21 protein-coding genes are annotated in these 26,433 nt (G+C 42.3%); 13 read left to right on the forward strand and 8 right to left on the reverse strand.

Translation table 11 applies throughout. The features are described 5' to 3' along the window. Positions 1–42 precede the first annotated feature (42 nt). From U5K35_RS18565 to U5K35_RS18590, 6 genes are all read right to left on the reverse strand, one after another. Entirely contained in the window at positions 43–516 is a 474-nt protein-coding gene (locus U5K35_RS18565) for a peroxiredoxin (protein WP_322573016.1), read from the reverse strand. A 512-nt stretch (positions 517–1,028) separates the two neighbouring features. Further along, positions 1,029–1,520, reverse strand: a complete 492-nt coding sequence (gene coaD / locus U5K35_RS18570; protein WP_322573017.1) for a pantetheine-phosphate adenylyltransferase — start codon at positions 1,518–1,520, stop codon at positions 1,029–1,031. A 454-nt stretch (positions 1,521–1,974) separates the two neighbouring features. Next, complete coding sequence (gene rsmD / locus U5K35_RS18575) at positions 1,975–2,532, reverse strand: 16S rRNA (guanine(966)-N(2))-methyltransferase RsmD (protein ID WP_322573018.1); 558 nt, start codon at positions 2,530–2,532, stop codon at positions 1,975–1,977. Continuing rightward, a complete protein-coding gene (locus U5K35_RS18580) occupies positions 2,529–3,416 on the reverse strand; it encodes a hypothetical protein (protein WP_322573019.1) in 888 nt (295 codons plus the stop codon). The genes rsmD and U5K35_RS18580 overlap by 4 nt, the downstream gene beginning before the upstream one ends. A 1-nt stretch (position 3,417) precedes the next feature. Then, positions 3,418–3,894, reverse strand: a complete 477-nt coding sequence (locus tag U5K35_RS18585) for a hypothetical protein (RefSeq protein WP_322573020.1) — start codon at positions 3,892–3,894, stop codon at positions 3,418–3,420. A gap of 128 nt (positions 3,895–4,022) precedes the next feature. Then, entirely contained in the window at positions 4,023–4,682 is a 660-nt protein-coding gene (locus U5K35_RS18590) for a hypothetical protein (protein WP_322573021.1), read from the reverse strand. Between the two features lie 73 nt (positions 4,683–4,755). Between U5K35_RS18590 and U5K35_RS18595 the strand changes: the two genes are divergently transcribed. Next, positions 4,756–6,066: an MATE family efflux transporter gene (locus U5K35_RS18595; protein ID WP_322573022.1), complete on the forward strand. Its 1,311-nt coding sequence runs from the start codon at positions 4,756–4,758 to the stop codon at positions 6,064–6,066. A 74-nt stretch (positions 6,067–6,140) separates the two neighbouring features. After that, entirely contained in the window at positions 6,141–6,638 is a 498-nt protein-coding gene (locus U5K35_RS18600; RefSeq protein WP_322573023.1) for a histidine phosphatase family protein, read from the forward strand. Positions 6,639–7,095: 457 nt separating this feature from the next. Here the strand turns inward: U5K35_RS18600 and U5K35_RS18605 are convergent, their stop codons facing one another. Further along, positions 7,096–9,321: a S46 family peptidase gene (locus U5K35_RS18605; RefSeq protein WP_322573024.1), complete on the reverse strand. Its 2,226-nt coding sequence runs from the start codon at positions 9,319–9,321 to the stop codon at positions 7,096–7,098. A 111-nt stretch (positions 9,322–9,432) separates the two neighbouring features. On the opposite strand from U5K35_RS18605, the gene U5K35_RS18610 reads away from it, so the two are divergent. From U5K35_RS18610 to U5K35_RS18630, 5 genes are all read left to right on the forward strand, one after another. Further along, entirely contained in the window at positions 9,433–9,783 is a 351-nt protein-coding gene (locus U5K35_RS18610) for a hypothetical protein (RefSeq protein WP_322573025.1), read from the forward strand. A gap of 183 nt (positions 9,784–9,966) precedes the next feature. Then, positions 9,967–10,434, forward strand: a complete 468-nt coding sequence (locus tag U5K35_RS18615) for a Dps family protein (RefSeq protein ID WP_322573026.1) — start codon at positions 9,967–9,969, stop codon at positions 10,432–10,434. 150 nt (positions 10,435–10,584) lie between these two features. Further along, positions 10,585–11,406 (forward strand): mechanosensitive ion channel family protein, encoded by an 822-nt coding sequence (locus tag U5K35_RS18620; RefSeq protein ID WP_322573027.1) that lies wholly within the window; start codon positions 10,585–10,587, stop codon positions 11,404–11,406. 191 nt (positions 11,407–11,597) lie between these two features. Further along, positions 11,598–13,829, forward strand: coding sequence for a DUF349 domain-containing protein (locus U5K35_RS18625; RefSeq protein ID WP_322573028.1), 2,232 nt, complete (start codon positions 11,598–11,600; stop codon positions 13,827–13,829). A 207-nt stretch (positions 13,830–14,036) separates the two neighbouring features. Further along, the gene (locus U5K35_RS18630) at positions 14,037–15,164 is read left to right on the forward strand and encodes an MBL fold metallo-hydrolase (RefSeq protein WP_322573029.1); all 1,128 of its coding nucleotides are present in this window, start codon (positions 14,037–14,039) and stop codon (positions 15,162–15,164) included. 267 nt (positions 15,165–15,431) lie between these two features. On the opposite strand, the gene U5K35_RS18635 is transcribed toward U5K35_RS18630, so the two are convergent. Beyond that, a complete protein-coding gene (locus U5K35_RS18635; protein WP_322573030.1) occupies positions 15,432–15,896 on the reverse strand; it encodes a hypothetical protein in 465 nt (154 codons plus the stop codon). Between the two features lie 172 nt (positions 15,897–16,068). Between U5K35_RS18635 and U5K35_RS18640 the strand changes: the two genes are divergently transcribed. The 6 genes from U5K35_RS18640 to U5K35_RS18665 all read left to right on the forward strand — a co-directional run bounded on the left by U5K35_RS18640 (position 16,069) and on the right by U5K35_RS18665 (position 26,312). After that, entirely contained in the window at positions 16,069–16,665 is a 597-nt protein-coding gene (locus U5K35_RS18640; RefSeq protein WP_322573031.1) for a TIGR04282 family arsenosugar biosynthesis glycosyltransferase, read from the forward strand. Continuing rightward, positions 16,662–17,357: a TIGR04283 family arsenosugar biosynthesis glycosyltransferase gene (locus U5K35_RS18645; protein WP_322573032.1), complete on the forward strand. Its 696-nt coding sequence runs from the start codon at positions 16,662–16,664 to the stop codon at positions 17,355–17,357. Before U5K35_RS18640 ends, U5K35_RS18645 begins: the two co-directional genes overlap by 4 nt. 204 nt (positions 17,358–17,561) lie before the next feature. Continuing rightward, positions 17,562–20,783, forward strand: coding sequence for a TonB-dependent receptor (locus U5K35_RS18650; protein WP_322573033.1), 3,222 nt, complete (start codon positions 17,562–17,564; stop codon positions 20,781–20,783). 275 nt (positions 20,784–21,058) lie between these two features. Next, the gene (locus U5K35_RS18655; protein WP_322573034.1) at positions 21,059–23,728 is read left to right on the forward strand and encodes a TonB-dependent receptor; all 2,670 of its coding nucleotides are present in this window, start codon (positions 21,059–21,061) and stop codon (positions 23,726–23,728) included. 86 nt (positions 23,729–23,814) lie between these two features. Beyond that, entirely contained in the window at positions 23,815–25,050 is a 1,236-nt protein-coding gene (locus U5K35_RS18660; RefSeq protein WP_322573035.1) for an ectonucleotide pyrophosphatase/phosphodiesterase, read from the forward strand. 20 nt (positions 25,051–25,070) lie between these two features. Next, complete coding sequence (locus tag U5K35_RS18665; RefSeq protein WP_322573036.1) at positions 25,071–26,312, forward strand: alkaline phosphatase family protein; 1,242 nt, start codon at positions 25,071–25,073, stop codon at positions 26,310–26,312. The last annotated feature ends 121 nt before the right edge of the window (positions 26,313–26,433 follow it).

Below are 26,433 nucleotides of genomic sequence, written 5' to 3' on the forward strand. Positions count from 1 at the left end.
CAGGTAAGCGATTGCCTGTTCAGGCGATTGCTTATTTAAAAATCAGAGCTTGTCGATTAGCTCAAAAAGCTCCTCGGCATGCGCTTTTGTATTTATTTTTTCTATTACTCCCAATACGGTTCCATCCTCATCAAGGATAAATGCTGAACGGGAAGGAGCGTTAAATGTTTTTCCGTACATCTTTTTTTCAACGATAGAGTCTGTCGCATCGGCAAACTTAAAGTCCGGATCGGACGCCAGGGTATAATTGATGCCCAGTTTTTCCGCATAGTTCTTGTGAGAACCACAAGTGTCTTTGCTCACAGCAACAAGGTTATAACCTTTTTCATCAAACTCATCGGCATGCTCAGCTAAACTTCGGTTCTGTTTATCGCAGCCACCGGTGTTGTTTCGCATATAGACCGAAACAATTGTCGGTCGCGTTAACAGCTCTGAGAACTTTACCTCTTTCTCTTCTCCATCCCGGACAATACTTAAAGTAAAATCGGTGTCAATTTTTTCGCCTTTTGAAATCATCTATGCTATTTATTTTGATTGAAGTTTGATTGATATAAAGTCAATCAGTCGGCAATTCGTTCTCAAAACCACGCCCTGCTTGTGACAGACTTTTATAATACACATTAATTTATGCCGGGGGCAAACAGTTTCTCGGATAGAAACTTTATACGCTAAAAAGTAAAAACCTGAGCTCGATTATTAATTTTTAGTGAAATGCTTCAAAAGTCCCCTCCTTTTTCAAGGAGGGGATTTAGGGGTGGTTGAAAAAGGCAGTCACATATTTTTAGTTTTTTGCATAAATAAAAGTTCTATAACCACCCCAAGAGGCTGTCGGAAAAAGCTCATTAGTTCAAATAGCGCTTAAATAATTTAGTTTTCTACTTCAGACTCACCCTATATCCCTCTCTAACTAATAGAGAGGTATATAAAGTTTAAATTATTTAAGCTTGGTTATGTGTTGATTCACTTTTTGGACATCCTCAGCATCTTTTATCGTAATTTTTAAATCGAACTCAGATTAAGTGTAAGCGTTAGGTGTCGTATTTTTCTCGAAGAGCTCTGCCTACGTTATTGGGAACAAAACTGCTGAGATCCCCACCCCAGGCGGCAATCTCTTTCACTATCGTAGCAGAAATAAAGGTGAGCTGCTCATCAGGCATTAAAAATACGGTATCTACTTCCGGCGCCAGTCTGCGATTGGTAAGAGCCATTCTGAACTCATATTCAAAATCGGATATCTGTCTTACGCCCCGCAGTAAAACATTGACCTCTTTTTCCCGTGCAAGATCGATTAGAAGTCCGGTAAACTGAATAACTTCTACCTGTGCAGACCATTCATAGCTACTGATGGACTCTTCGATAAGTTTGATTCTCTCTTCACCGGTAAAAACAGCATTTTTTTTGTTATTTACCGCAACTGTGACAATGATTTTGTCAAACATTTTAACGGCTCGACTTAGGATATCCAGATGTCCGTTTGTCCAGGGATCAAATGAGCCGGGATAGAGTGCAACGCGTTCCATATAGAAAGGTTAGTTTATAATCTGTTCGGTTCTTAAATGCTGATTATTCTGTTTTAAGCTGTTCAAAAAGTATAACAACTAAAGAGCGACTCAATTTGTTTAGCTTAACTTTTAATATTTTATAGAATACTTTCTTCGTGCTGCTTCGTGTCCTTGAGTCTTCGTGGCAAGAATGCAATGTTTAACCGCGAAGCCACCAAGTCTCAAAGGTCCACGAAGAGAACTTAAATAATAAGGGTATCCATATATCAAATATACTTTGTTGGAGCAACCTCTATAAATGATGAGCCCTCCTTTATAAGTATTGGACTTTCAAAAACCTAACCCGATATAATATTAATCGAACTCAGGTTTGCATGATTGTTCCGATAAAGTATAGATATTCAGACTGATACTCCAATTTAGAAATATGAATCGGCCTGATGGTCGGATAATTAAGAAAGGGAAACAGAAATTATTTAAAACCTTCATCGGTGTAGCGGAAAATGGCTACCACGGTTCTGCCATACGGTTTTGAAAATCGGCACAGCGGATGTTTGGAAAAGTCATGGCGCTTGTCGTGTTCAAGAACAAACCAGCCATCCTCTTTTAGAAGATTGCTTTCCATAATCTGATCTACCATTTCAATCATCCAGAAATAGTCGTAGGGTGGATCTGCAAATATAAAATCAAATGAGCCAAACTCTTTTTTCTCGAGAAAAATCTCAATATCAAGGGAAATCGTGCTGATTTGATTTTCCACCCCGAAAATTTGTGCAGTCTTTTCAATCTGCTTCAGGTGATCAACCTCCCGATCCACAAAAAGTACGTTTTCGGCACCGCGGGAAATGGCTTCAAATCCCAGGTTACCGCTGCCTGCAAACAGATCTAATACACGGGTGTTGTCTAAATAAGTTCTGGCAGCGATTACTGAAAAAAGTCCCTCTTTAGTGCGGTCGGATGTAGGTCGTAAAAGATCAGTGTTCGGAACCGGAATGTTTCTTCCTTTAAGTTTGCCGGTAATAATTCTCATGATGTCGGTTCTTCAATTTCTGCGTCTTTGTTAAGACTCATCATTATAGCAGGATATGCGCTCTCTAACTTAAATCCATACGTCTTCTCTTCTGCATCAACATTCATAACCTGCAGACTGTTCATAATTTCGATGGCTCCTGTATCGTCCCAAAAAGATCTCAAGGATTGAATGACGGAAGGACTATTCTGGCCATAAGCGTAGATCGTATCGTGGAATCCGTTCATCCAGCTGAGTTTATCAGCGTAGAGGCTCCACATGTAAGGCAGGTCGGCGGCGTCTTCATATCCGATATAAGTGCATCCCCGAAGTTTTCCCAAGATAAAGGATGAAACAGACAGATAATTTTTTTGGCAATAGACTTGCAGAAATGAGCCGTTTACCCCGCTGTGTGTCTGCCAATCGGCACCAATTTCGAATTCGGCCACATATTCCGAATCAGTGAATTTTCCCAAAAGGTAGTTAAACCCCTGCATGGTTTCGCGATTTCTAAGAAGCAGCAGCTTGTAGTCTGCGTTGCTAACCGGAATCCACGTAGTTTCGATGTTACTGCGATTTATTCCGTGCATCAGCAGGGAGATATGAGCTTCTCTTTCTGCAGAGTCTTCATAAACGGAGCGGGGAACAATTGTCCAGCACTCTTCAGTGGAAGGAGAAAGAATTTTTACGGAAGAGCAGTTGTACTTCTCTTTTAAATTTTCGAGAGAAGTTTTGAGAGCGGGGAATGCCTTTTCATCCCCCGTAATAATTGCATGTTTTACATCGAAATTAAAATCGATGCTGCCTATATGTTTCAGATAGTTCTCTTTGTTAGGGTCATTAACCGAATAAAATAAGTGATTGTCGGTGTAAGAAACCCCTAAACAAGAACCATCCACTGCCATGCTAATTCCAGTTTGGTGCGTTTAGCAAAGTTGTTCGCTGAAGGTCACCAATTTTGTCACCGGTACCGGGATTTTCCAACAGGTAGAGCTGCGGACGGATGGTATCGTTCAATGTATACTCGAATCTGTTGTATGGAGCTCTTGGTGAGTATACAAGTGAATCCGGGTTATAACTGCTTGGAGGCATGAATGCAAAGAGAGAATCGGCGCGTTCAACAATAAATTCGTTTGTTTTAACAAACTGTACAAGGCTGTCGAGACCGCCATCGGTAGGAGGAAAATCTCCTCTTCTATTTCTGTACTGTACCAAAGCATCGCGAACCAACTCCATACGGTGGCGTTCACGTTCTACCATTTCTCTTTCTTCAATGACTTCCTGGTAAGGATCAACAATAGACTTGTAAAGGAAGTAAGAAAGGCCAATGATGAGTATGCCAAGAACGACTGTTAAAATATTATTGCGCGTATATAAATCCATGTGAGAAAATGTGTTGGTTTACGATATGGGATATTGCGAAACAGAAAATAATTGCAGGTAATTTGATATGCAACCTTCTTATTCGATTAAAAGCTAATCTTAACAATAATTGGACGTTTTCTTCAAATTTAAGTTGTAAAAAGAATAAATCTCTCCCTAATCTCGCTATTTAATCCGCGATATTGAAATTTTTTAAACCGATTAAGGTCAAGTATGTTCTGTTCGAGAATTTCTTTTTTAAACTTCCTTCCAAAATATTCGTTCAACTCCGGTTCAGAAACGCTAAATGGCGGGCCCGGCATCTCATCCTGCTTGTAAATAAAATGGTGCAGCAGTATGTATGTGGAGTCCGAACAGAGTGAGACCAATTTTTCAGCATATTTGGCCCGTTTTTCGGGAGGAAGTGCAACAAGTGCTGCTTTGTCATAAATCAGATCGACGGGCGGAAGTTTTCGCGCCGGCAGTTTCATAAAATCTCCGCACCAGAGAGTGATTGATCCGGCTTCAAAAATTTTAAAATCTGCAAACGAGCTCTCAGTTGCGGTGAGTCCATTTTCTTGTAAAAACTCCCCGATCGCCTTTTCGGAGATCTCAACACCTATAACATTATTAAAATGATGAGTCAGGGTGATCAGATCACGGCTCTTTCCACAAAGAGGAACAAGTACCGTCTGTTGTTTAGGAAATGAATTGTGGTTTAAATGACGTTCCAGTGCCGGATAGCCATCGGCCATGTGGAATCCGATCTTGTTTTTACGCCATCGGCTCAACCAATAACTGAGTTCCATATCCGGGTTTCTTTCCTTGAAATTAAACGATAGCTTTGCATGCTTGCGAAGCTGCTAATGTAACCAACTTTTTGTGAACAAAAACATACTTAAGCTGGCCATTCCCAATATCATCAGCAATCTGTCGGTGCCGCTGCTGGGAGTTGTGGATACAGCACTTGTAGGACATCTTGATCAAGTCTACTACCTGGGGGCATTGGCTGTAGGCGGGATGATCTTCAATTTTCTCTTCTGGGGATTTGGTTTCCTGCGCATGGGAACTACCGGTTTAACCGCGCAGGAGTATGGCGGAAGAAATCGAGAGGGTATGATGATGATTCTGGCCCGGGTTCAGCTCATTGCCTGGTCGATGGGTTTGCTGATCATCTTACTGCAGTCGCCCATTGCGCTATTCAGTTTGTGGGTTATCGACAGCAGTGCAGAAGTTGCAAACTTTACGAAGGTCTATTTCGATATCCGGATTTACACGGCGCCCGCAGTATTGGCCTTATATGGTCTGAACGGATGGTTCCTGGGAATGCAGAATGCGAAATACCCGATGATCGTCACAATTGTTCACAATCTGCTGAACATCGTTCTAAATATTTTCTTCATTCAGGTACTGGATATGCATGTAGACGGAGTGGCATATGGAACCCTGATTTCCACGTACATGGCTCTCGGTCTGGCTGTTTTTCTCTATCTGAAACGGTACAAACGATACCTTTCCCATTTCATCAGAACAGAGCTGTTTAATCCAGAAGAGTTGAAGCAGTACTTCTCGGTGAACCGGGATATTTTCATTCGTACACTCTGTCTGATTTTCACTTTCTCCTTTTTTACGGCAATGTCGGCCAAACAGGGTGATCTGGTTCTGGCGGCAAATACCATTCTGCTGCAGCTGTGGATGGTTGCATCCTACGGGATCGACGGATTCGCCTATGCGGCTGAAAGTCTGATCGGTAAATACAAAGGACGTGGCGACCAGGAAGGATTGAAAAAAGCTGTATTTTTAAATTTAGGATGGGGTCTTGCGCTTGGGCTGATCGGATCGATGGCCTACGGTATTTTTGGCGATTCAATACTTCGGATTTTTACCAACAACACGGAAGTTATTGAACTGGCAAAAGGGGTGTTCTTTTGGACGGTAATGGCTCCCACAGTGTCAAGCTTCTGCTATATTTTAGATGGGGTTTTTATCGGTGCCACGGAAACAGCCCCGATGAGAAACACGATGCTGGCTGCAACATTTCTTTTCTTTTTGCCGGCCTATTATATTGGTACAGAGCTGATATCCATTCATGGGCTTTGGCTGGCTATGGTGCTTTTTATGCTGGTGAGGGGTGCAGCATTGATGCTCTATCTGCCGGGTAGAATTTTGAATAAGCTACCCGATAAAACCTGAAATGGATTGATGTGTAGTCAAAAACGGTAGTTCAAATAGATGAAATTTTAATAAATAGAGAAACGGAGACTAGAGTGAAGAAGAAAATTTTGATCATGAGACATGCGAAATCCTCCTGGAGTGATGAAAAATTACGGGATTTTGACCGCCCGCTTAATTCAAGAGGGGAAAAGGATGCGCCCAAAATGGGCCGCTACCTGAAAGAGATGGGTATAATTCCGGATCAGATATTCAGCTCTCCGGCAGAGCGCGCAAAATTGACAACACTAGCCGTAGCGAAAGAACTGGGGATGGATTCAGTCGCAATCCGCTGGGATGAGGAGCTCTATTTTGGAAACCCGATGGCTTATCTCAACGCAATCCGCTCGGCCGATCAGGATAGCAGCGTAGTTATGACGGTGGGACACAATCCAATGTCGGCGGAGATTATGAGCGCCCTGTCTCTGCAGAGCTTTACTCATCAAGTACCCACAGCAGCGCTGGCCTGTTTTGAGGCGGATGTTGAAAACTGGAAGGATATCAAGCAGAGCGGCTGTAAGCTACTGTGGATAGTATCGCCGAAAGATATTTAACGTGAGTTCTATATAGGATTTTGCAATAGAGTGTCCCCCTTTGAAGGGGGCAATGGACGCAGTAGTAGATTCAAAGTTAAATGATGAATGTTCAAGCTGAAAATTAGTCCTTCCTCGTCACGGTGCTCTGCTCCGGGACGACAAGCAAGCAGCTCCGCTGCAAAAAAAACATCTATGCGTAAACCGCCACAGTCCCATTCGTATTCCGTAATCCCTTCCGAAAATCCGTTATCAGTTTTATATCGGATCACTCCATTTAATTCGATCGAATTTGAAGCTCATCCAGGAGTCTGGCTGCATTGTCGATCTCTTTTCCTCGTCACGGTGCTCTGCTCCGGGACGACAAGCAAGCAGCTCCGCTGCAAAAAAACAACTATGCGTAAACCGCCACAGTCCCATTCGTATTCCGTAATCCCTTCCGAAAATCCGTTATCAGTTTTATATCGGATCACTCCACTTAATTCGATCGAATTTGAAGCTCATCCAACAGCCTGTCTGTATTGTCGATCTCTTCCATCATAAAGAGAATGAATTTGATGTCCACACTTATAGTGCGGGTCAATTCGGGTATGAAAAAGTAATCGCTGACAATTCCCTCAATATTCCCGTCAAAAGCGAGCCCGATGATTTCACCGTTTGCGTTCAGTACAGGGCTTCCGGAATTGCCTCCCGTAATATCGTTCGTAGAGAGAAAGTTGAGAGGCAGTTCGCCTGAGTAGTTTCCGTATCCGCTAAAATCTTCAGCAGAGGTAGAATCGGGTGCATATTCTAAAAGTTTGTCGGGTACCAGAAACGGATATCTGTTCCGGTTTTTTTGAATCATTCCTCTAAGCGTGGTAAATGGCAGGTTGTAGACTCCGTCTTCCGGCTGATATCCCATAATTTCGCCGGCGCTTAGTCGGAGCGTAAAGTTTGCATCGGCAGGATGAATTTTCCCGGGATCCATCTCCAGAATTCCCTCTACATATCGTTTTTGTGCAGGCAGCAAGTAGGTGAAATGACGAAGATAGTTATCCCGGCTCTGCTCAAACATTTTCCTCACATCATCGGCAATCAGATATAAACTGTCCGGTACTTGATTTTGAACGGCTTCGTATTCCGAAAAGATCAGGTTCCTGGCAGATGCTGTGTCGGTGAGTATGGAGCTGTTGAACCGCCTGTTCAGAAACCGTTCTAGTTCAACTTTTAGTTGAGAGGTTTCGGTTTCATCAAAGAAACGATAGAATATGAGAGGCCGTCTCTCTTCAGGCAGCTCTGCAAAAGCGTACAGAAAATCCTTTAAGATCGTGTACTCAGCTTCATGATTGTACGATTGGTGCAGCTGGCGAAAATAGTCGTAGGTCATCAATTTCTCTTCTTCAGAGAGCTCTATGCTTTCTCCATCTTCCACTTCATAAAAATCATCAAACAGGGAAGAGGATTGTAAAACAGTGCTGAACTGAAGTGCATAAAACGTGAGGTAAAGAACATCGCCGGTTTGATCTGCTATGGAATAACTCTGTTCAAGCTGAGGCAGAACCCGGCCATATTTTATTTCACGCAGTGAATCTGCCGACACCCACTCATCAAATCGCTGATCAAAATTACGTTTCTGATTTGTGACATTATGGTTGTCAAATCCATCGCGGATGCCTTCATAATATTTAAGTGTATTTGCGATAGATGCTTTCTCCGCAGTGTTGAGCTCATTCGCAGGAGCTTTTTCAAGGCCATTTAGATACGCCCGAAAAGCTTTCTGCAAAACCGGAAACTGACGTTTTTCATAAAAATCAAAAGCGTAACTGCTTTCTTTTCGATAGGTTGAACCGGGAAAACCGAGCGTCATCGTGAAATCTCCGGTATTCAGAACAGAATTTCTGATCGGGAGTGAGTAGTCCGGCTGAAACGGCACATTCTGTGGTTGATACTCAGTGGAGCTGCCATTTTCATCTACATAGGCACGAAAAAAAGTATAGTCTCCGGTATGTCTTGGCCACATCCAATTGTCTACATCGCCACCAAATTTACCAATCGACTCTTCAGGAGCATATACCAGTCGAATATCCCGAATAACTCTGTATGAAGAGAGGAGTTGTCTGTTTCCGCCAAAAAGATCGACTACTTCAGCAGTCAGGTCCGGGTTTTCACCAACATATTCATCAATGATTTGCTGTTTTATCTCTTCCTGTTCCGACAGCATTTCCTGAAAGGTGAGGTTATCTGAAAGCCTTTTCTGTATTTCATCCGTCACATCAATTTGTTCAATTGGAATGTGAACTGAATACCCCGGAACAGGTACCTCGTCCTCGATGCTTTCCGCATAAAATCCATTTTCGAGAAAGTTCTCCTCTCTGCCGGCAGCTGAAGCAATAGCGTCGTAGGCTACATGATGATTTGTAAGAATAAGTCCCCTGTCGGAAACGAAAGAGCCGGTACCTCCACCTTCTTCACCGATATTGATGCGCACGACAGCTTTGTGAATGGACGCTGATTCCGGGTTGTAAATCTCATCAACTGAAAGTTGCAGGCCGCGCCGGTTGAGCAGCTGATACAGTTCACTGTCAAGCTGTGACATCAGCCACATTCCTGAATGATCGGGGGATTCGGGTGGAAAAGTCTCAGCGGGAGATAGCTGTTCTTGCGTTGCACAGGAACTGGCGAGAAGTGTGAAGATGAGTAAAAAGCCGGATAACGTTAATTTCATATCCCCAAAAATAGATTGTTGATTCTGACCTGCAGCTATGGCTATACTTAGGCAGAATTTTGATACAAATATTGTATATTCGTTTAAAATAAAAAGATATCAGACAATCAGATGATCTATAAGCAAAAATTTTACTATCTCTGCAAAACTCCACTTAGCGCTGAAGGCCCTGAGGATGTTGAAGTTGTGGATCGGGCAGACGATAACAATCAATTTCCCGCACTTTTTCAGAAATATGAAGAGCTGCGTTCGCACGCTTTTAATGAAGAGAATATCTACAGTATCGTTCGTGCTGATGATATCTACGACCTGCTAAGAACAGGTACGGAAAAAGAAGCAAAAGAGATGGCTTACGAGAGAGCCGAATCTGAGATTATCACGAACTTGCAACACCGTGTTATGCAAGGAAGCGATAAAAATGCAAAAGCTATTCTAAAAGAAGTGCATCAAATAGACGCCTGATGTAACTGCTTTTTTTCCTTATCCATTCTTTCCTTTTTTCTGACGATTTAGATCGCATTTAAGTTCGATTACTGGCGGAATGATATCCGGTTCATACTTGTGTTATAAGTAAATCAAGTAAATTCGAATAAATTTCGATATACAATTATGTCTGATATCAACACGCTAAATGGCACAGAAAAAATGAATATTAACATTGGAATTTCGGACGACCATAGAAAAAAGATCGCTCAAGGTTTATCAAGAGTGTTAGCCGACAGCTATATGGTCTATTTGAAAACCCATAACTATCACTGGAATGTGACCGGACAGCTGTTTCACTCCCTGCACGGGATGTTTGAAGAGCAGTACACTGAGCTGGCGGAAGCTATTGATGAAATAGCTGAGAGAATTCGTTCAATAGGCTATAGAGCGCCGGGTTCGTTTCGTGAATTTTCCGAACTCACTTCTATTGAAGAGGATACTGATCAGCCCGATGCAATGGAGATGGTAAGACGTCTCGCTGTTGACAATGAAACAGTTCTCAGAACAGCCAGAGAAGTATTACCGGCATGCGAAGAGGCAGGTGATGAAGCAACAATCGACTTGATTACTGAGCGATTGGATGTGCATTCCAAAACTGCCTGGATGCTGAGAAGTCACCTCGAATAAAAATACTTTTAGAAAAAACCGGCTCTGTTCATGCGGAGCCGGTTTTTTTATGTAACATTCTGAATATATAAGAGATAGACTATAGTTTGTAAAATTGAACTCTTTTCTAAAACAAAGCTAACCTTAATAAAACAACATAGAGTATAGAATATGGAAAATCTGGATGGACAATTAGAAGAACTGACACCGATGATTATTGAGCATGGGTTAAGCGTTTTAGGTGCAGTGTTTATACTGCTAATCGGTTGGTGGCTGGCCGGATGGGCTAAAAAGAAAGTGATGAAAAAAGGTCAAGCCGCCAAAGGCATGGACAATACTTTGGTTCCAATCCTTGGGCAAATCACTAAGATTTTAATTTTAGTAATTACAATATTGGCCGTACTTGGCCAGTTTGGCGTAGAAACCACAAGTATTATAGCTGTTCTCGGTGCTTCCGCATTGGCTGTAGGTCTGGCATTGCAGGGAACTCTCAGTAATGTTGCGTCCGGTGTAATGCTGCTCATTTTGCGACCGTTTAAAGTAGGTGATGCCGTAGAAGTAGGTGGAACCACCGGTGTTGTAGACTCAATCGGGCTCTTTACTACAGAAATGCATACGTTTGACAACATCGGCGTATCCATGCCAAACTCTAGTGTATGGGGATCTGAAATTAAAAACATGAACCGGTTCGAGCAACGCCGTGTCGATATGGTTTTTGGAATTGATTACAGCGACGATATGGATAAGGCGATGGATATCATTAAAAAAGTATTGAGTGAAGATGATCGGATTCTTTCGGATCCTGCTCCTCAGATCGCTGTCTCGAACCTGGGCGACAGTTCAGTTGATATTATAACGCGCCCATGGGTGGATACTCCAAATGTATGGCCTGTCCGCTTTGATATTACCAAGAAAGTGAAAGAGCAATTTGACGCGAATGACGTCAGTTTTCCTTTTCCTCAACGAGATGTACATTTATTTAAGGAAAATTGATTTAATATCCAGAAGCGATCGCTTTGTAAAAGCTCCGGTTTTCCCGGGGCTTTTATTGTTTATGGGTATAAACCGGCGTAAGGCCCGAAAACCCAATTGAAAGTTGCTTCCATAATGAAACTTGTTTAAACTAAGAAGCTACATAAGAAGGCTTAGGGCCGTAATTTTGCAATTTAAAGATCCAATCTGTTTTGACTGATTCTAAGAATACCCAACCTGCCGACGACCAACATCTTTTCGAAAACGACTTTGTCTATGTAAATGCCGAAGGAGATGTAATACTGAAAAAGACAAATCTATTCGAGGAGCGAACACTGGCGACCGTTGATCCGGAGTCGGTTGAAGCCCGGATTGAAGCTTTTGAAAAGATCTTCTCAGGACTTGAACAGAAGGTAGATACTTTCCTGGAAAGTGCAGAAGAAACTGTAAAAGAGAGTCCGGAAAAAGCTGATGAGAAACTGGGTGAATTGATTGACGAAATCAAAGGGGCAGAAGCCGTCGGTGATTTTGAAAAACTGGTCAATTCGGCTAAAGAACGTTTAGAGGAGTTAAAAGAAGCTGCGAAACCAACGGAAGCGGAAGAGCAAGACAGTGAAGCAGAAGCTTCAAAAGAAAAATCTGATGAAGTAGAAGCGAAAGAAGAATCGGAAGCTGCTGTTGAAACCGCTGAGCCGGAAGCTGAGGAGAAAGAAGAAGCCAAAGCTGAAGAAGCTCCTGCAGAAGAGGAGGAGACTAAAGACTCCGATGAAGAAGACGACCCTCTGAGTTATTATAAAGAGCTTGAGAAAAAAGCGGAAGAGCTGATGGATATGACGGATTGGGCATATGTATCCATGGAGTTTGATAATATTGATAATGCTTGGAGCGAAGGGCCGGATGCTGAGGATGAAGAGATCCAGCCGCTGAAAGATAAAATTGATAAGCTGCGCGAAGATTTTGAGCAGAAAAAGAAAGCTCATTACGAAGAGAAACAGAGAAGACGTCTCGAGAATCTGGAGAAGAAGAAAGACTTACTGAACCAGCTGAAGGAGATTGTTGATGAGAAGAAATGGAGTCATACCAAAGATGTGGGAAGAATTAAGGGACGCTGGGAGCAGATAAAATCAGTGCCCGAGGATGAGGCTGAAAAGCTGGAGTCAAAATTTGAATCTCTTCTCAGTACGTTTGATGAGCACAAGGTTGATCGTCTCGTAAAGCAGAAACAAAAAGAGGAAGATAACCTAACGGGTAAACTGGTTATTCTCGAGAAAATGGAAGGGTTTGTGAGCGGGCTGGATGAAACCGCCGACTGGCCTGAGCAGGAGAAGAAATTTGATGAGTTGACCAAACAGTTTAGAAAAATAGGACGTGTGCCTTCTGAGAAGAACCGTGAAGTATGGGCACGCTACCACTCTGCGCAGGATACTTTTCATTCCATGCGTTTTAAATACGACAAGAAATACAGAGAACAGATTGAAAAATTCTTATCTAAAAAGAAAAAGCTAATTGATGAAGCTGAAGCTCTTCTGGATGCGGACGACCTGGCCGATGCAGCACGCCGTGTAAATAAACTGCATCGCCGATGGAAGAAAGTTGGCAACCTCCCGCAAAAGGATGAAAATGAAATGTGGGATCGGTTCAAGGCGGCAACAGATGCTTTTAATGATAAAAAGTCGGAAAACCTCGACGTTTTAAAAGAGCAGGAAGAGGAGAACTACGAAGAGAAGCTGAAGATTGTTGAAAAAGCCAATGAGCTGAAAGAGTCTGAAGATTGGGAAGCTACCCACAAAGCTCTGCAGGGTTTAATGGATACATGGAAAAAGGTTGGCCCGGTACCCAAGAAGAAGTCAGGTAAGATCTGGAAGAAATTCAAGGGCGCTATGGATCATTTTTACGACAGGCGCCGGGATCATTTTAAAGAGGTGAAAGAAGAGAGAAAAGATAATCTCAAAGAGAAAGAAGAGGTGCTGGAGAAACTTGCGGAACTGAAATCGCATGATGATCCGATTGAAGCTGTTGAAAAAGCAAAACCTCTGCAGGAAGAGTTTAAAAAAGCGGGTTATGTGCCAATCAAGCATAAAAACCGTCTATGGAAAGAGTATCGCGAAACCTGTGATGTTATCTACGACCGTTTCAGAGCTGCAAAAGCTGCCGTTGATGTGGTTGGCCGTGAAAATGTAGAAAACTTTTCAGCTGATGACATTGCTGATATTCGCAAGAAACAGAGTGAAATTAACAAGCTTAGAAAAGAAGTTGGAAAACTAACCGGCGAAGTTCTTCAAATGAAGGAGTCGTTAAGTTATTTTAAACCTTCGGGCGGTTCAAGCAGTTTGCTGGATGACGTTAAGGAGAAGATCAGTAAAGCCGAGAATAAGCTTGAGAGCAAAGAAGATAAGCTTGCAGATCTGGAGAAGGAGGTAGACCAGATTAAAAAAGACTCATAGCAGCTCTCAAAAATATCCAATACATTTAAAATCGTTCTCTGATGTAAAGTTAAGATTGGATTCCCCCATTATACTCTGAAAAATCTACATACAAATATCGCTCAAATTCTTGCGGCAAAAACAGCTGAAGGAAACCTTCGGGAGTGGCTGGATCAGCTCGAGATAGAACTCTTTTCTTCAGCTACTGATACAGAAGCTGATAAGGATTTGGGTGGACGCCAACCCGACGTACTGATCATCGACAAATCATTTCTGGATGAGTACTACAATCAATTTGAACAGACTGTAAAACTGCATCCTGGACTCAAATTTGTACCTGTGGTTTATTTGGGTACACGAGACGATAAGGGAATCAGAAGCCTTGTACAGTTCAACAGCTGTCAAATCGTAAAAGATGAAGATACTATGCTTGATGCGGTCAGTGAACTCCTGGTACCGTCTGTCCGGATTCGTTTTTGGGGCGTTCGCGGATCAACACCTTGTGCAAATTTTGAGAATATTGAGTATGGCGGAAATACAAGCTGCCTGGAGATTGCCGCCCCCGGAATGGATGAGCTGCTTATTTTTGACAGCGGTACGGGAATAAGAAATCTCGGGAATCATTTAGAGCGGCTGGACGAGATTAGCTGTAAGGGGCACATATTTATCACGCACCCGCATTGGGATCACATTCAGGGATTTCCATTTTTTAAACCTTTCTACTCCGCTAAGAACAAATTTACAATCCATCTGCCGGAGCAGTATCGCGGCGGTGCCCAGGAGATATTATCAGGTCATCTTACCAAAACGTTTTTCCCTGTAACATTGGATATGCTCGACGCTACCATTGAGTACGTTACTCAAAAAGAAGAGCGCGTAGATTACGGTCACTACTCCATAGAATATTTTGTAGCGAATCATTCTACTAAAACAGCAATCTATAAGATAAGAATTGGCGGACGGGTAATTGTTTACGCTTCCGATAATGAATTGCCACTCAAAACAACTCCAATTCGATTTGTTGAAAAGTTTCAGGAGTTCGTGAAAGACGCAGATATTCTTATACACGATGCACAATATACACTTCAGCAGTATAAAGAGAGGGAGGGCTGGGGGCATTCCGCATGGGAGCGTGTTATTGAAGTTGTGAAGCCCACAGGAGTCAAGAATCTCTATCTAACTCACCACGATCCGGATACGAATGATGCTGAATTAGGGCGCAGAGATCGTCGTCTTCAGCAGTATGTTGGTGCTCCTTTTGACAAGATAAGTCTAACCCGGGAAGGTGCTGAGGTGAGGATACCGGTGAAAAAACCGGAGTCAACTCTTAAAAAAGGCAAAGCAAAAGTATCCTAATTGGATTTTGAATAAAAAAAGGGAGAGGGGAAAAGGCCACTCCCTTTTTTGTTTAAGTAAGGTTATAAGATCTTAAATAACGTGAGTTCGAGATAAAATCTGAGCTATAAGTCCTTAAACATTATTTGTTTATCGAAATTGGTTATATAATAGCCACTGAAACACGAATAAACAGATATTATTCAGTGCTTTCCGTGCTTCCGTGGCTATCTTGTACTTAAAAACCGGTATAAGTTTTTTTTATGTAGAAGACATGTCGAATTCACATTAAATAAAGATTCTCACACCAATACCGCCATTCACCCCAAAGCTGGTTTCCGGAATGAGATCCAGTGTTGGTGCAACTTCAAAGAACATGGAAAGCCTTGTTTCCGGGAACAAATATTGTAGTCCAACCGGAATTCGGGCTCCAAACTTAGAGTCATCAGAAAACAGGGCTCTTGCACCAATGCCATAATAAAATGCCAGGCTACCGCTATCTACATCCAACCAGTTGTGGCGCAAGTAGTCTGCATGAAGGTGAACGGAGCCGTTGTCGCCAAAAGACCATGCTAAAGCAGCATCGATGGCGGTTCGCTCTGATTGCCAGCCTTTAAAACTTATTCCGGTTGGTTCTCCTAAAATTACACCTAATTCAGTATTACTATATCTGGATTGTGCATCTAAAGTGGAAATTGCCCCGAGTAAGAGAGCAAACGCCAAAGAAAGTGTCGTTAATTTCAACGTTTTCATTTTTGTATGTATTTAATTGTGACGGAGTAAGTTAGTTGTCTAGTATGTAGTCTTAAACAATAGGCGTTACTTAAAGTTCCAAAATCATACTGTAGGACAACACATGAATGAATATCTCTAATAGTTAATTTAGGTAATTAACCAATGCAAAAATAGTAACACAAGTGAATATATGAACAAGAATGAATTAATTATTTTTGTTAAAAATCCGGTTGAAGGTGAGGTAAAAACAAGACTTGCCTCCTCAGTCGGTGATGAAAAGGCACTGGAAGTTTATCAGCAACTATTGAAAATCACGGCCCGGGAAACTGCAGGTGTGAAAGCTGATAAGCTCGTCAGCTACTCAAAGTATGTAGAAGAGAGTGATGATTTTGAGGAAGACATTTTTGAAAAATCGGTTCAAATAAAAGGTAACCTGGGAGAGAAGATGAAACATGCTTTCAGGTCCGGTTTTGATCAGGGGTATCATCGAATTGTATTAATTGGGAGTGACTGTCCGAAGATATCACAAAGCCTGATTGATGAAGCTTTTGAAAAACTTTCTGATGCTGATTCTGTTATTGGTCCGTCGGATGACGGAGGTTACTATTTGATAGGATTAAGCCGCTTTATGCCCGAAATATTTGATGACATAGAGTGGAGCACCTCTTCGGTTTTCTCATCCACAGTGAAAGCGCTGGACGATATGAAAGCGACATATCATGTTCTCAAAAAACTTAATGACATTGATACGGAAAGCGATCTGAATGCAAGTGATTTACTTATATGAGTGTTGATACAATTAGTATAATCATTCCCGTCCTGAACGAAGAAGATCAGATTGGGAATGTAATTAGAAACCTTCAAGCCCTTCAGTCCGGGAATGTTAAAGAGATCATCGTTGTAGACGGCGGCAGTGATGATCGCACCGTTGAGGTCGCAGGTTCTGCCGGCGCTACAATTGTTGATTCAGAAAGAGGACGGGCAAAGCAGATGAATGCCGGTGCAGAGATTGCAAATGGAGAGATTCTCTACTTTTTACATGCCGACACAAAGCCCCCAAAACATTTTGATCGTGAGATTGAAGACGCTGTAAACGGCGGGTATGATTTTGGATGTTTTCGACTGCAGTTCGATTGGAATCACCCGCTGTTAAATTTCTACAGCCGGTTTACACGATTAAAAACCACTGCTGTTCGGTTTGGGGATCAAAGTCTGTTTGTCAGAAAAGAGATATTTGAGCAAACGGGTGGATTCGATGAAGATCTGATTGTAATGGAAGACCAGGAGATTTACCGGAGACTGCATTTGCACGGAAAATTTTATTTGTCCGAACAGAATGTGATTACTTCTGCGAGAAAGTATAAAGAAATCGGGACGGTAAAGCTTCAAATACTGTTTACTTTGATATGGTTGGGGTACTATTTTGGGCTGAAACAAAACACGCTGGTAAATTTCTATAAAAAGTTCATTATGCCTTAAAGAGTGCGGTAGTTGAGTTTAGCAAAAGCTTTTAAAAATGTCGGGATGAAGGGGCTGTTTATTATGTTATAATATTGTGAAAATGGTTCTAATCCCGATGAAAAATCTTTACCTTTTTTTGAAATTAATAGTCGGTTAATATTGGACTGTTAAATTCGGAATAACTACAACAAATCAATAACTAACGCAAACATATTGCAACTTATGAAACGATATTTACTATTACTCGTCGCTCTGCTTGTGCTGCCAATTTCTGTGTTCGCACAGGGTACCACAACCGGATCGATTGAAGGAACAATTACAGATGTGACGGGCGAGCCGTTGCCGGGAGCCAATGTGGTTGCTGTGCATATGCCAACCGGAACAGAATATGGTACGTCAACTCGTGCTGACGGACGTTACACACTCAGAAGTTTACGTGTTGGCGGCCCTTACGAAGTGCGCGTTACATTCATCGGATTTAATTCTCAGATCAAGGAGATTAGCGGAATTGAGCTTGGTGAACGTGTAAACTTAGACTTTGAACTGGAAGAAGGTTCATTGGAACTGGGAGAAATCTCAGTAACGGCAGTTGCCGATCCGGTTTTCAACTCCGACAGAACCGGCGCCAGAACTAATATCAGCAGTGAAGATATTGCTGCCACACCAAGTGTATTCCGTTCTCTTGGAGACTTTACCCGTCTGACCCCTCAGGTTACCAGCGGTAACAGTTTCGGAGGCGCGAATGACCGTTACAACAATATTCTTGTTGACGGTGCAACCCTCAACGACGTGTTTGGTCTTGGAGATGCTACTCCGGGTTCTCAGGCAGGTGTTGGTTCACCTCTTAGTATCGACGCAATCGCTGAATTCAACGTGGATATTGCGCCATTTGACGTAACCAACAACGGTTTTACCGGTGGTCAGATAAACGCTGTTACAAAGAGCGGTACAAATACTTATACAGGATCTGTTTATTTCCAGACGAGAAACCAAAATCTGGTAGGGAACTACACCATCGACGATGAGACCTCGAATGATTTCCCTGACTTTACCGAGCGTTACATCGGTTTGAATGTTGGTGGTCCGATCATTGAAGACAAGCTCTTTTTCTTCGTGAATGCTGAATTCAAGCGTGAAACAAGTCCTATCACAAGTGGTATCTTAGGCAGTGGAGCGCCAAACGTAATTGGTTTTGAGTCATCTACATTTCAAGAAGTTAAAGATGTACTGATTAATACATATAATTACGATCCGGGTGAGTTTACATCGCCTTTGGATACTGATACAAACAATGATAAAGTTCTGGCGAAGCTGGACTGGAATATTAATCAGGATCACAAATTGAGTTTCCGCTACAACTATGTTGATGCCATTGCAAATAGAGGAATCAGCAGGGGTTCTAGCTCGTTTACATTCTCGAATCGTCAGTATAACTTCAACAGTAAGCAAAACTCTGTTGTTGCAGAACTGACAAGCAGTATTAGCGATAATGCTTTTAACGAAGCTCGTGTGGTTTATACTACAATTCGCGACTCAAGAGATGTGCCTTCTCAGCGATTTCCAAGTGTAACTGTTAGTATTCCTTACGACGATGCCTCAGTAAGTCCAGGAAACTTCGGTGCCATCAACGCAGGAGTTGAGCGATTCTCTCAGGCAAATGCACTAGATCAGGACCTTATCGAGATTACCAATAACTTTACGTATATCTCCGGAGATCACGAACTGACATTTGGTACCAGCAACCAGATCTTTACATTCGACAATACATTTGTTCAGGATGCATTCGGTACGTATACATTTTTTGATATCGATGATCTTGAAAACGGTGACCCGGTGGAATATCTTCACAGCTATTTATTGCCGGGTGGGAGCCCTACTGCAAACTTTACCGGAATGCAATTTGGCTTGTATGCACAGGATAAATGGACAGTATCCAATAGCTTAACACTGACATACGGCTTGAGAATTGATATTCCCGTATTGCCGGATGAACCAACGTTCAACCCTCAGGTTCCTGTGTCGTATCCGGGATTCTCCACAGATAAAGTTGCATCAGGAAATATTCTGTGGGCGCCAAGGTTTGGATTTAATTGGGATGCCAGTCAGGGAGAGAGAACTACGCAGATTCGCGGTGGTGCCGGTATTTTTTCAGGTACACCTCCTTTTGTATGGATCTCGAACCAGTACAGTAATACAGGTGTAGATTATGGACGTGTCGATACCGGAACTAACTTTAGTAGATTCCAGGGGCTGTTTTCACCTGATCCTGATAATCAGCCAACTCCGGCTACCAGTAACGTACTTGACCCAATTGAAACATCTGAAATCAACCTGATTGCAGACGATTTCAAATATCCGCAATCATTCAAAGCTAATTTGGCTATTGACCAAGAGTTGCCATATGGCATACGCGGAACGTTGGAAGGTGTTTTTTCAAAAGCAATTAATGATGTAGTTTTTGAAAATATCAACATAGCCCAGCAGGGAACATCTGCTTACGGACGCCCGATTTATGGAGATATTTTCTTTAACTCCAGATTTGGTAATGCATCAGGTAATCCTTCCAGAATAGATCCTAACTTCACTAATTCGCTGCTTCTGAAAAACAGCAATAAAGGATATCAGTACAGCATCACTGCCGAACTGGAAAAAAGATTTGAGAACGGATTATTTACAAGATTCGCCTATACATACAACAGAGCGAAGAATGTGAATAACGGTACTTCAAGCCGGGCTATTTCTAACTGGCAGTACAATGAGAATGTTGATGTAAATGATCCTGAAGTTGGTACTGCCGACTTTGAGAGAAGACATCGTATTCTTGGTATTGCTTCTTACAGAGTTTCATGGGCAGACCGTTTTGCAACAACCTTCTCGTTGATATACGATGGACGATCCGGTACTCCTTACAGTTGGATCTACAACGGTGATGCAAACGGTGATGGTCGATTTGATAATGACCTGATCTACGTTCCTGCCGCTGAAGGCGAAGTTGTACTGATGAGTAACAACTGGAATGAGTTTGACGAATGGCTATCCAGCGAAAGCTCATTGAGCGACTATCGAGGAACTCAAGTTGAAAGAAATACAGCGCGTGAGCCTTGGACTAACTTCCTTGACTTCAAAGTAAGTCAAATGGTTGAGACCTTTAATGGTCAGTCCGTTGAGTTTAGTGCAAGTATGATCAACGTTCTTAACTTCCTCAACGACGAGTGGGGAGTGCGTGAAGGAGTTAGCTTCAACAACTATCGTGCGTTTGATTTTCAACAATACGTCGATCAGGACTTCATTAACGATAACCCGGGTTTAGGTCTGACTAACGCAGATTTAGATAAGCCGGTTGTATTCTTTGATCCTGCGAACGTAGAAGACGATACGAAGTATAACGTCAGCGACTTCGGTTCAAGATGGCAAATGCAGTTTACGGTTAGATACAACTTCTAAACAGACTGTAAATATTATTATCAAAAAAGGGAGGGCATTTTGTCCTCCCTTTTTTATTTGTAAAGGTTGTACCTCATGGAATCGTTATCTGTTTTTCGAAAATGAACCAACACAGTTCGTAAGGTTATAACATTACTCATTAATGTAATTTTTCGTAATAATTGGTTAACATTGAATGCCTAATTTGGACCCGATAGAAATCCATTAAATAAAAAAAACAATCATATAATATTATTATGAATCAAAATTACTTTAAGCTAATGCTAACGAGCTTAATGTTTGTTTTCATAGGTTTAGGGCAAACTGCTCTAGCTCAGGTAACCATTAGTGGTTACGTGACTGATACAAACGACGGTGAGCCACTATTCGGAGCAAACGTTGTACTGGATGGTACAATGAAAGGGGCTTCAACAAACATTGAAGGGTACTATGAAATCTCAAATGTAGAATCCGGTAGTTATACTATCAAAGCTACATTGGTGGGACATAGAGAAATTACGAGAGATATCACAGTTGGTTCCGGCAATATGGAAATCAATTTTGAAATGGAGCTGCTGAATGTTGGTCTGGAGGCTCTCTCAGTTTTCGCTTCCCGTTCAGATCAGAATACACCGGTGGCCTTTACTGAACTCGACAGAGAACAGGTAGAAACTCAGTTGGGCTCACGCGACCTCCCAATGGTACTTAACGTAACTCCTTCAGTTTATGCAACAGAACAAGGAGGTGGTGCAGGTGATGCCCGTATTAATGTACGCGGTTTTGATCAGAGAAACGTTGCAGTAATGATCAACGGAGTACCTGTAAACGATATGGAAAATGGCTGGGTTTACTGGTCTAACTGGGATGGAGTAGGCGACGTTGCAAACTCTATTCAGATTCAGCGTGGAATGAGTAATGTAAACCTCGCGACCCCTTCAGTTGGTGGTACATTGAACATCTTGACTGATCCTGCCAGCAACGAAAAAGGCGGTCGGTTTAAGCAGGAAATTGGTTCCGGTGGTTTCAAAAAAACCACAGCAATGCTAAATACCGGCTTAATCAATGATAAATTTGCATTCAGCGCAGTTGGTGTTCGAAAAACCGGTGATGGTATTGTGAATGGAACCTGGACTGACTCTTACGCATACTATTTCGGTGCTTCTTACCAGATTAATGACAAAAACCGTCTGGATTTATTTGCACTGGGTGCTCCACAGCGTCACGGACAAAACTTATATGCTCAAAATATTGGTACTTACAGTGAAAGTTTTGCCAGAAGTCTTGACGGGTATGATAATGCTGCTCTGGATGTTTTCTATCAAAAAAGCAGATACTATAATGCGAACATCAATGGAGTTTCCAGTTCATATACAGGCAATCAATATACCGGTGCAGCGTGGGAAGGCCCTGTTGTAAAAAGCAGATATGACAGATCCTTTATCATGGAAAGAGAAAACTTCTATCACAAACCTCAGGTTAACCTGAACTGGTACAGCCAGTTTTCAGATATTCTCTCTTTCTCTAATGTACTCTACTACTCCGGTGGACAAGGTGGTGGTTCCGGTACATTGGGAAGTATCGTTTGGGATTATAGTCATCCGCAACGAATTGCAAACTGGGACGCTACTATTGCGCAGAACAGCTCAAATCCAGGTGGCGAATCAGACGGTATTTTAAGAAATAGCCGAAACAATCAGTGGACAGTGGGTAATATTGCAAAACTGACTGCAGATCTGGATCAACTTCAACTACAAATTGGTGTGGATTGGAGAACGGCTGAAATTGAGCACTATCGTGAAGTTCGCGATCTTCTTGGCGGAAACTTCTATGTAGACAGCGGTGACGATTTCAGTCCAAATCGCAGAGTTGGATTGGGTGATATGGTAGACTACAACTTTACCAACACGGTAGACTGGTTAGGCGGTTATATTCAGGGTGAATACCAAACCGATGATTTCAGCGCGTATGCTACAGCCGGATATACTACAATCCGTTATAAGCACGATAACTACTTCACACGAGATCCGGAAAACACAAACCAGTATCTATTCAGAGAATCTGACTGGATTAATGGCGGACAGCTTAAAGCGGGTGCTCTCTACTCATTCAGCAGAAACTTCGAAGCTTTTGCGAACGTAGGTTTCATCTCTAAAGTACCCATCTTTGATGATGTAATTGATGACCGTTCAGGTGCGATCAACGAAGATCCTGTAAACGAGAAGTTTTACTTCTACGAAGCGGGTGTTCACATTTTTGATAACGCCGGCAAGTTTGGAATGAATGCCAACTTCTATTTCACTGACAGACAGGATAGAACATTCACTCAGGGTATAACTCAACAGGATGGTACAGAAGGTATTATCAACATTTCGGGTGTTGGACAACAGCATTATGGAATTGAGCTGGAAACATCTTACCAGTTTTCACAAAGGCTGAGACTCGATTTTTCGACATCTCACAATCTGTGGAAATATACTGACGACGTAAGTGCCAGATATCTTGAAGATGTTTCTCAAGGCCAATACCAGGAACTTGATCTATTCATTGATGACCTGAGAGTAGGAAATGCGCCTCAGACACAGTATGCGTATACACTGAGCGTACAACCTACTGCTGAACTGGAAGTTCAGTTGATTGGAAAAACATTCATGCGTCACTATTCAGACTTCAACCCTCTGGACAGACAAGATCCAAACGATCGTGCTCAGACATGGAAAGCACCTAACTACAGTGTGTTTGACATGCACCTGAACTACCGATTGGATAATATCTTCCAGGGCACTCGTCTGTTTGTGAATGTATTTAATCTCTTTGATGAGGTTTATGTACAGGATTCAACCGATAACAGTCGGTTTAACTCATACAGAGTAAATGGTGATATCGTAAATCCACATTCTGCTGATGCAGCTGAAGTTTTCTTAGGTCTGCCAAGAAGATTTAATGCAGGCTTTGCGATTGACTTCTAAATCGTTGAGAAATAAATAGTATTTTTTGAAGGGAGTGTCATTTGTGGCGCTCCCTTTTTTTATGGCAATAAATTCTTAAGGAAAATATGATACGTTTAGTCACTAAAACTCTATTACTCAGTGCTCTTCTATTTGGGTTTTTATTTCAGGCCTGCAAGCCTGATGATAACTTTCAAACCCATAAGCTCCTGCTAATCTCTATTGATGGATTACATCCCGATTATGTTGAGAAATATGAAACCCCGAATATCGACCGGCTGGCTGAATCCGGAGTTCTTGCAGACTACATGATCCCAATTTTTCCGACTAAGACTTTTCCGAACCACTACTCAATTGCAACGGGGCTCTATGCTGAAAACAGCGGCCTGATCGCCAATAACATGGTTGATGAAAATATTGATGATTCCTACAGTTTGGGTAACAGAGACGCGGTTCAGGATGCTCGCTGGTATGAAGGTGAGCCGATCTGGGTGACCGCTGAAAAACAGGGAGTAAAAAGCGCGCCAATGTTCTGGCCGGGATCTGAAGCACCCATTGGCGGAGGTTACCCAACATTTTGGGCACCATTTAATCAAGAACTACCCTACGATGCCAGGGTCGATTCTGTGATTCACTGGATGACTTTGCCTCAAGAGCAATCACCCGGTTTTATGACACTCTATTTTAGCAAAGTGGATACCTATGGTCACCGGTATGGCCCTGAATCAGATTCCGTTGCTGTGGCAGTTCAGGAAGTAGATGAACAGCTGGGATATTTGATGGAAGAACTTAAGCGGATCGGCCAAAGAGACAGACTAAATATGATCGTAGTGTCTGATCACGGTATGGCTGAAATATCCAACGAACGTGTCATTTTGCTGGATCAGATCATCGATTTAGAAAGAGTGGATGTGATAGACTGGAATCCGGTAGCGATGATCAACGCGAAAGAAGAGGTTGATACGGAAGAAATTTATGGGCAGCTAAAATCCGGTGAAGAGAACTACACCGTGTTCAAGAAAGAGGATTTACCTGAAAGGTATCACTTGAAAAATCACCATCGGGTACCGGAAATCATTCTGATTGCCGATCTTGGCTATAGTATAACAACATCAGAGCGGCTGGCAGCAAACGGCGTTTCAGGTGGAGCTCACGGCTTTGATAATGAACATCCGGAGATGCGAAGCTTTTTCCTGGCAAACGGCCCGTCATTCAAAGAGGGAGAGCGAACAAAGGGTTTTCAAAATATTCACCTCTATGAATTGATGGCTCACCTGTTAAATCTAGAACCGTCACCAAACGATGGGAGTCTTGATTCATTAATTCATATCTTAGAGGAATAACAATCAATCCATAATTCAATATGCTACAGAAGAAATTTTTATATCTGCTTACGTCACTCTTTTTACTGCTCAGCCTGAATGGCTGTGTAAATTCCGGTTCAGATCGCACAGATACCGGACAGTCCCCTGTCCTGCTGATTTCTGTAGACGGTATGATGAATAAGTACATCGAACGCAATGAAACACCAAACTTCGATCGTTTTTTATCTGAGGGTGTTCAGGCAGAGTATATGATTCCGGTGTTCCCAACCAAAACGTTTCCAAATCACTGGTCACTGGCTACGGGACTCTATGTGGAAAATCACGGAATTATCTCAAACAGTTTTTATGACTATAATCTGGAAAACCGATTCAGCTACGGAGCTCCTGATGGACAGCACGATGAGCGATGGTGGGGAGGAGAGCCCATTTGGGTAACCGCTGAAAAACAGGGAAAAACATCGGTCAATTTTTTCTGGCCGGGATCGGAAGCCACGTTTGATGGTATGCAGTCCACCAAGTGGGTGGACTACGACGGTTCAATACCCGACAGCACCCGGATCGACAGTATTGCCGCTTGGTTTAATCCTGAAGGTGAGGTTCAGGCAGATTTCGGTACACTCTATTTCAGCTTTGTAGATAGCCAGGGACACAGATACGGTCCTGATTCACCTGAAGTGGATGAAGCCGTAAAGGAGATGGATACGCTGCTGGGCTATTTTATGGAAAAAATGGATGAAGTTGGTTTGTCTGAGGAGCTGAATATGATACTGGTATCGGATCATGGAATGGCCGAGCAATCAGAAGAGAAAGTGATTTTCCTTGATGAGATCATCAATCTGGATGATGTTGATATGGTGGACTGGTCGCCGGTAGCGATGATTCGCCCAAATGCGGGTAAAACAGATGAGATTTATAATGCATTGAAGGAAAACGAGGAGAATTACAGAGTTTACCTCAAAGATGAAATGCCGGAGCGTTTTCACTTCAGCAACCACTATCGAATTCCTGAAATTATCATGATAGCGGATATAAGCTATTCGATTACAACCCGTGAAAATTTTGAAGACAGGGGCGTGGTTCCCGGAATGCACGGTTTTGATAACATGGCGCCTGAAATGCATACCTTTTTTGCAGCGAAAGGCCCGGCCTTTAAAGTGAACGAAGTTGAAGGCCCTGTTGAGTCCGTAAATATTTATGAGCTGATTTCACATCTGTTGCAAATAGAACCAGCAGAGAACGATGGAAGCCTGGATGCGGTTAAAAAGTTTTTGAAAGAGTAGGTCAATAATTGCTTTTAAAAGATTTAAATGCGTGATTTTCATTTTTTGAATTGCATCTAAGCCGAATATAAAATACCATACGCAATTGATCATTGTGTAAAAATCCCAAACAATACCTAGA

Origin of the sequence: Rhodohalobacter sp. (assembly GCF_034521535.1) — a bacterium.
Taxonomy (GTDB): Bacteria; Bacteroidota; Rhodothermia; order Balneolales; family Balneolaceae; genus Rhodohalobacter.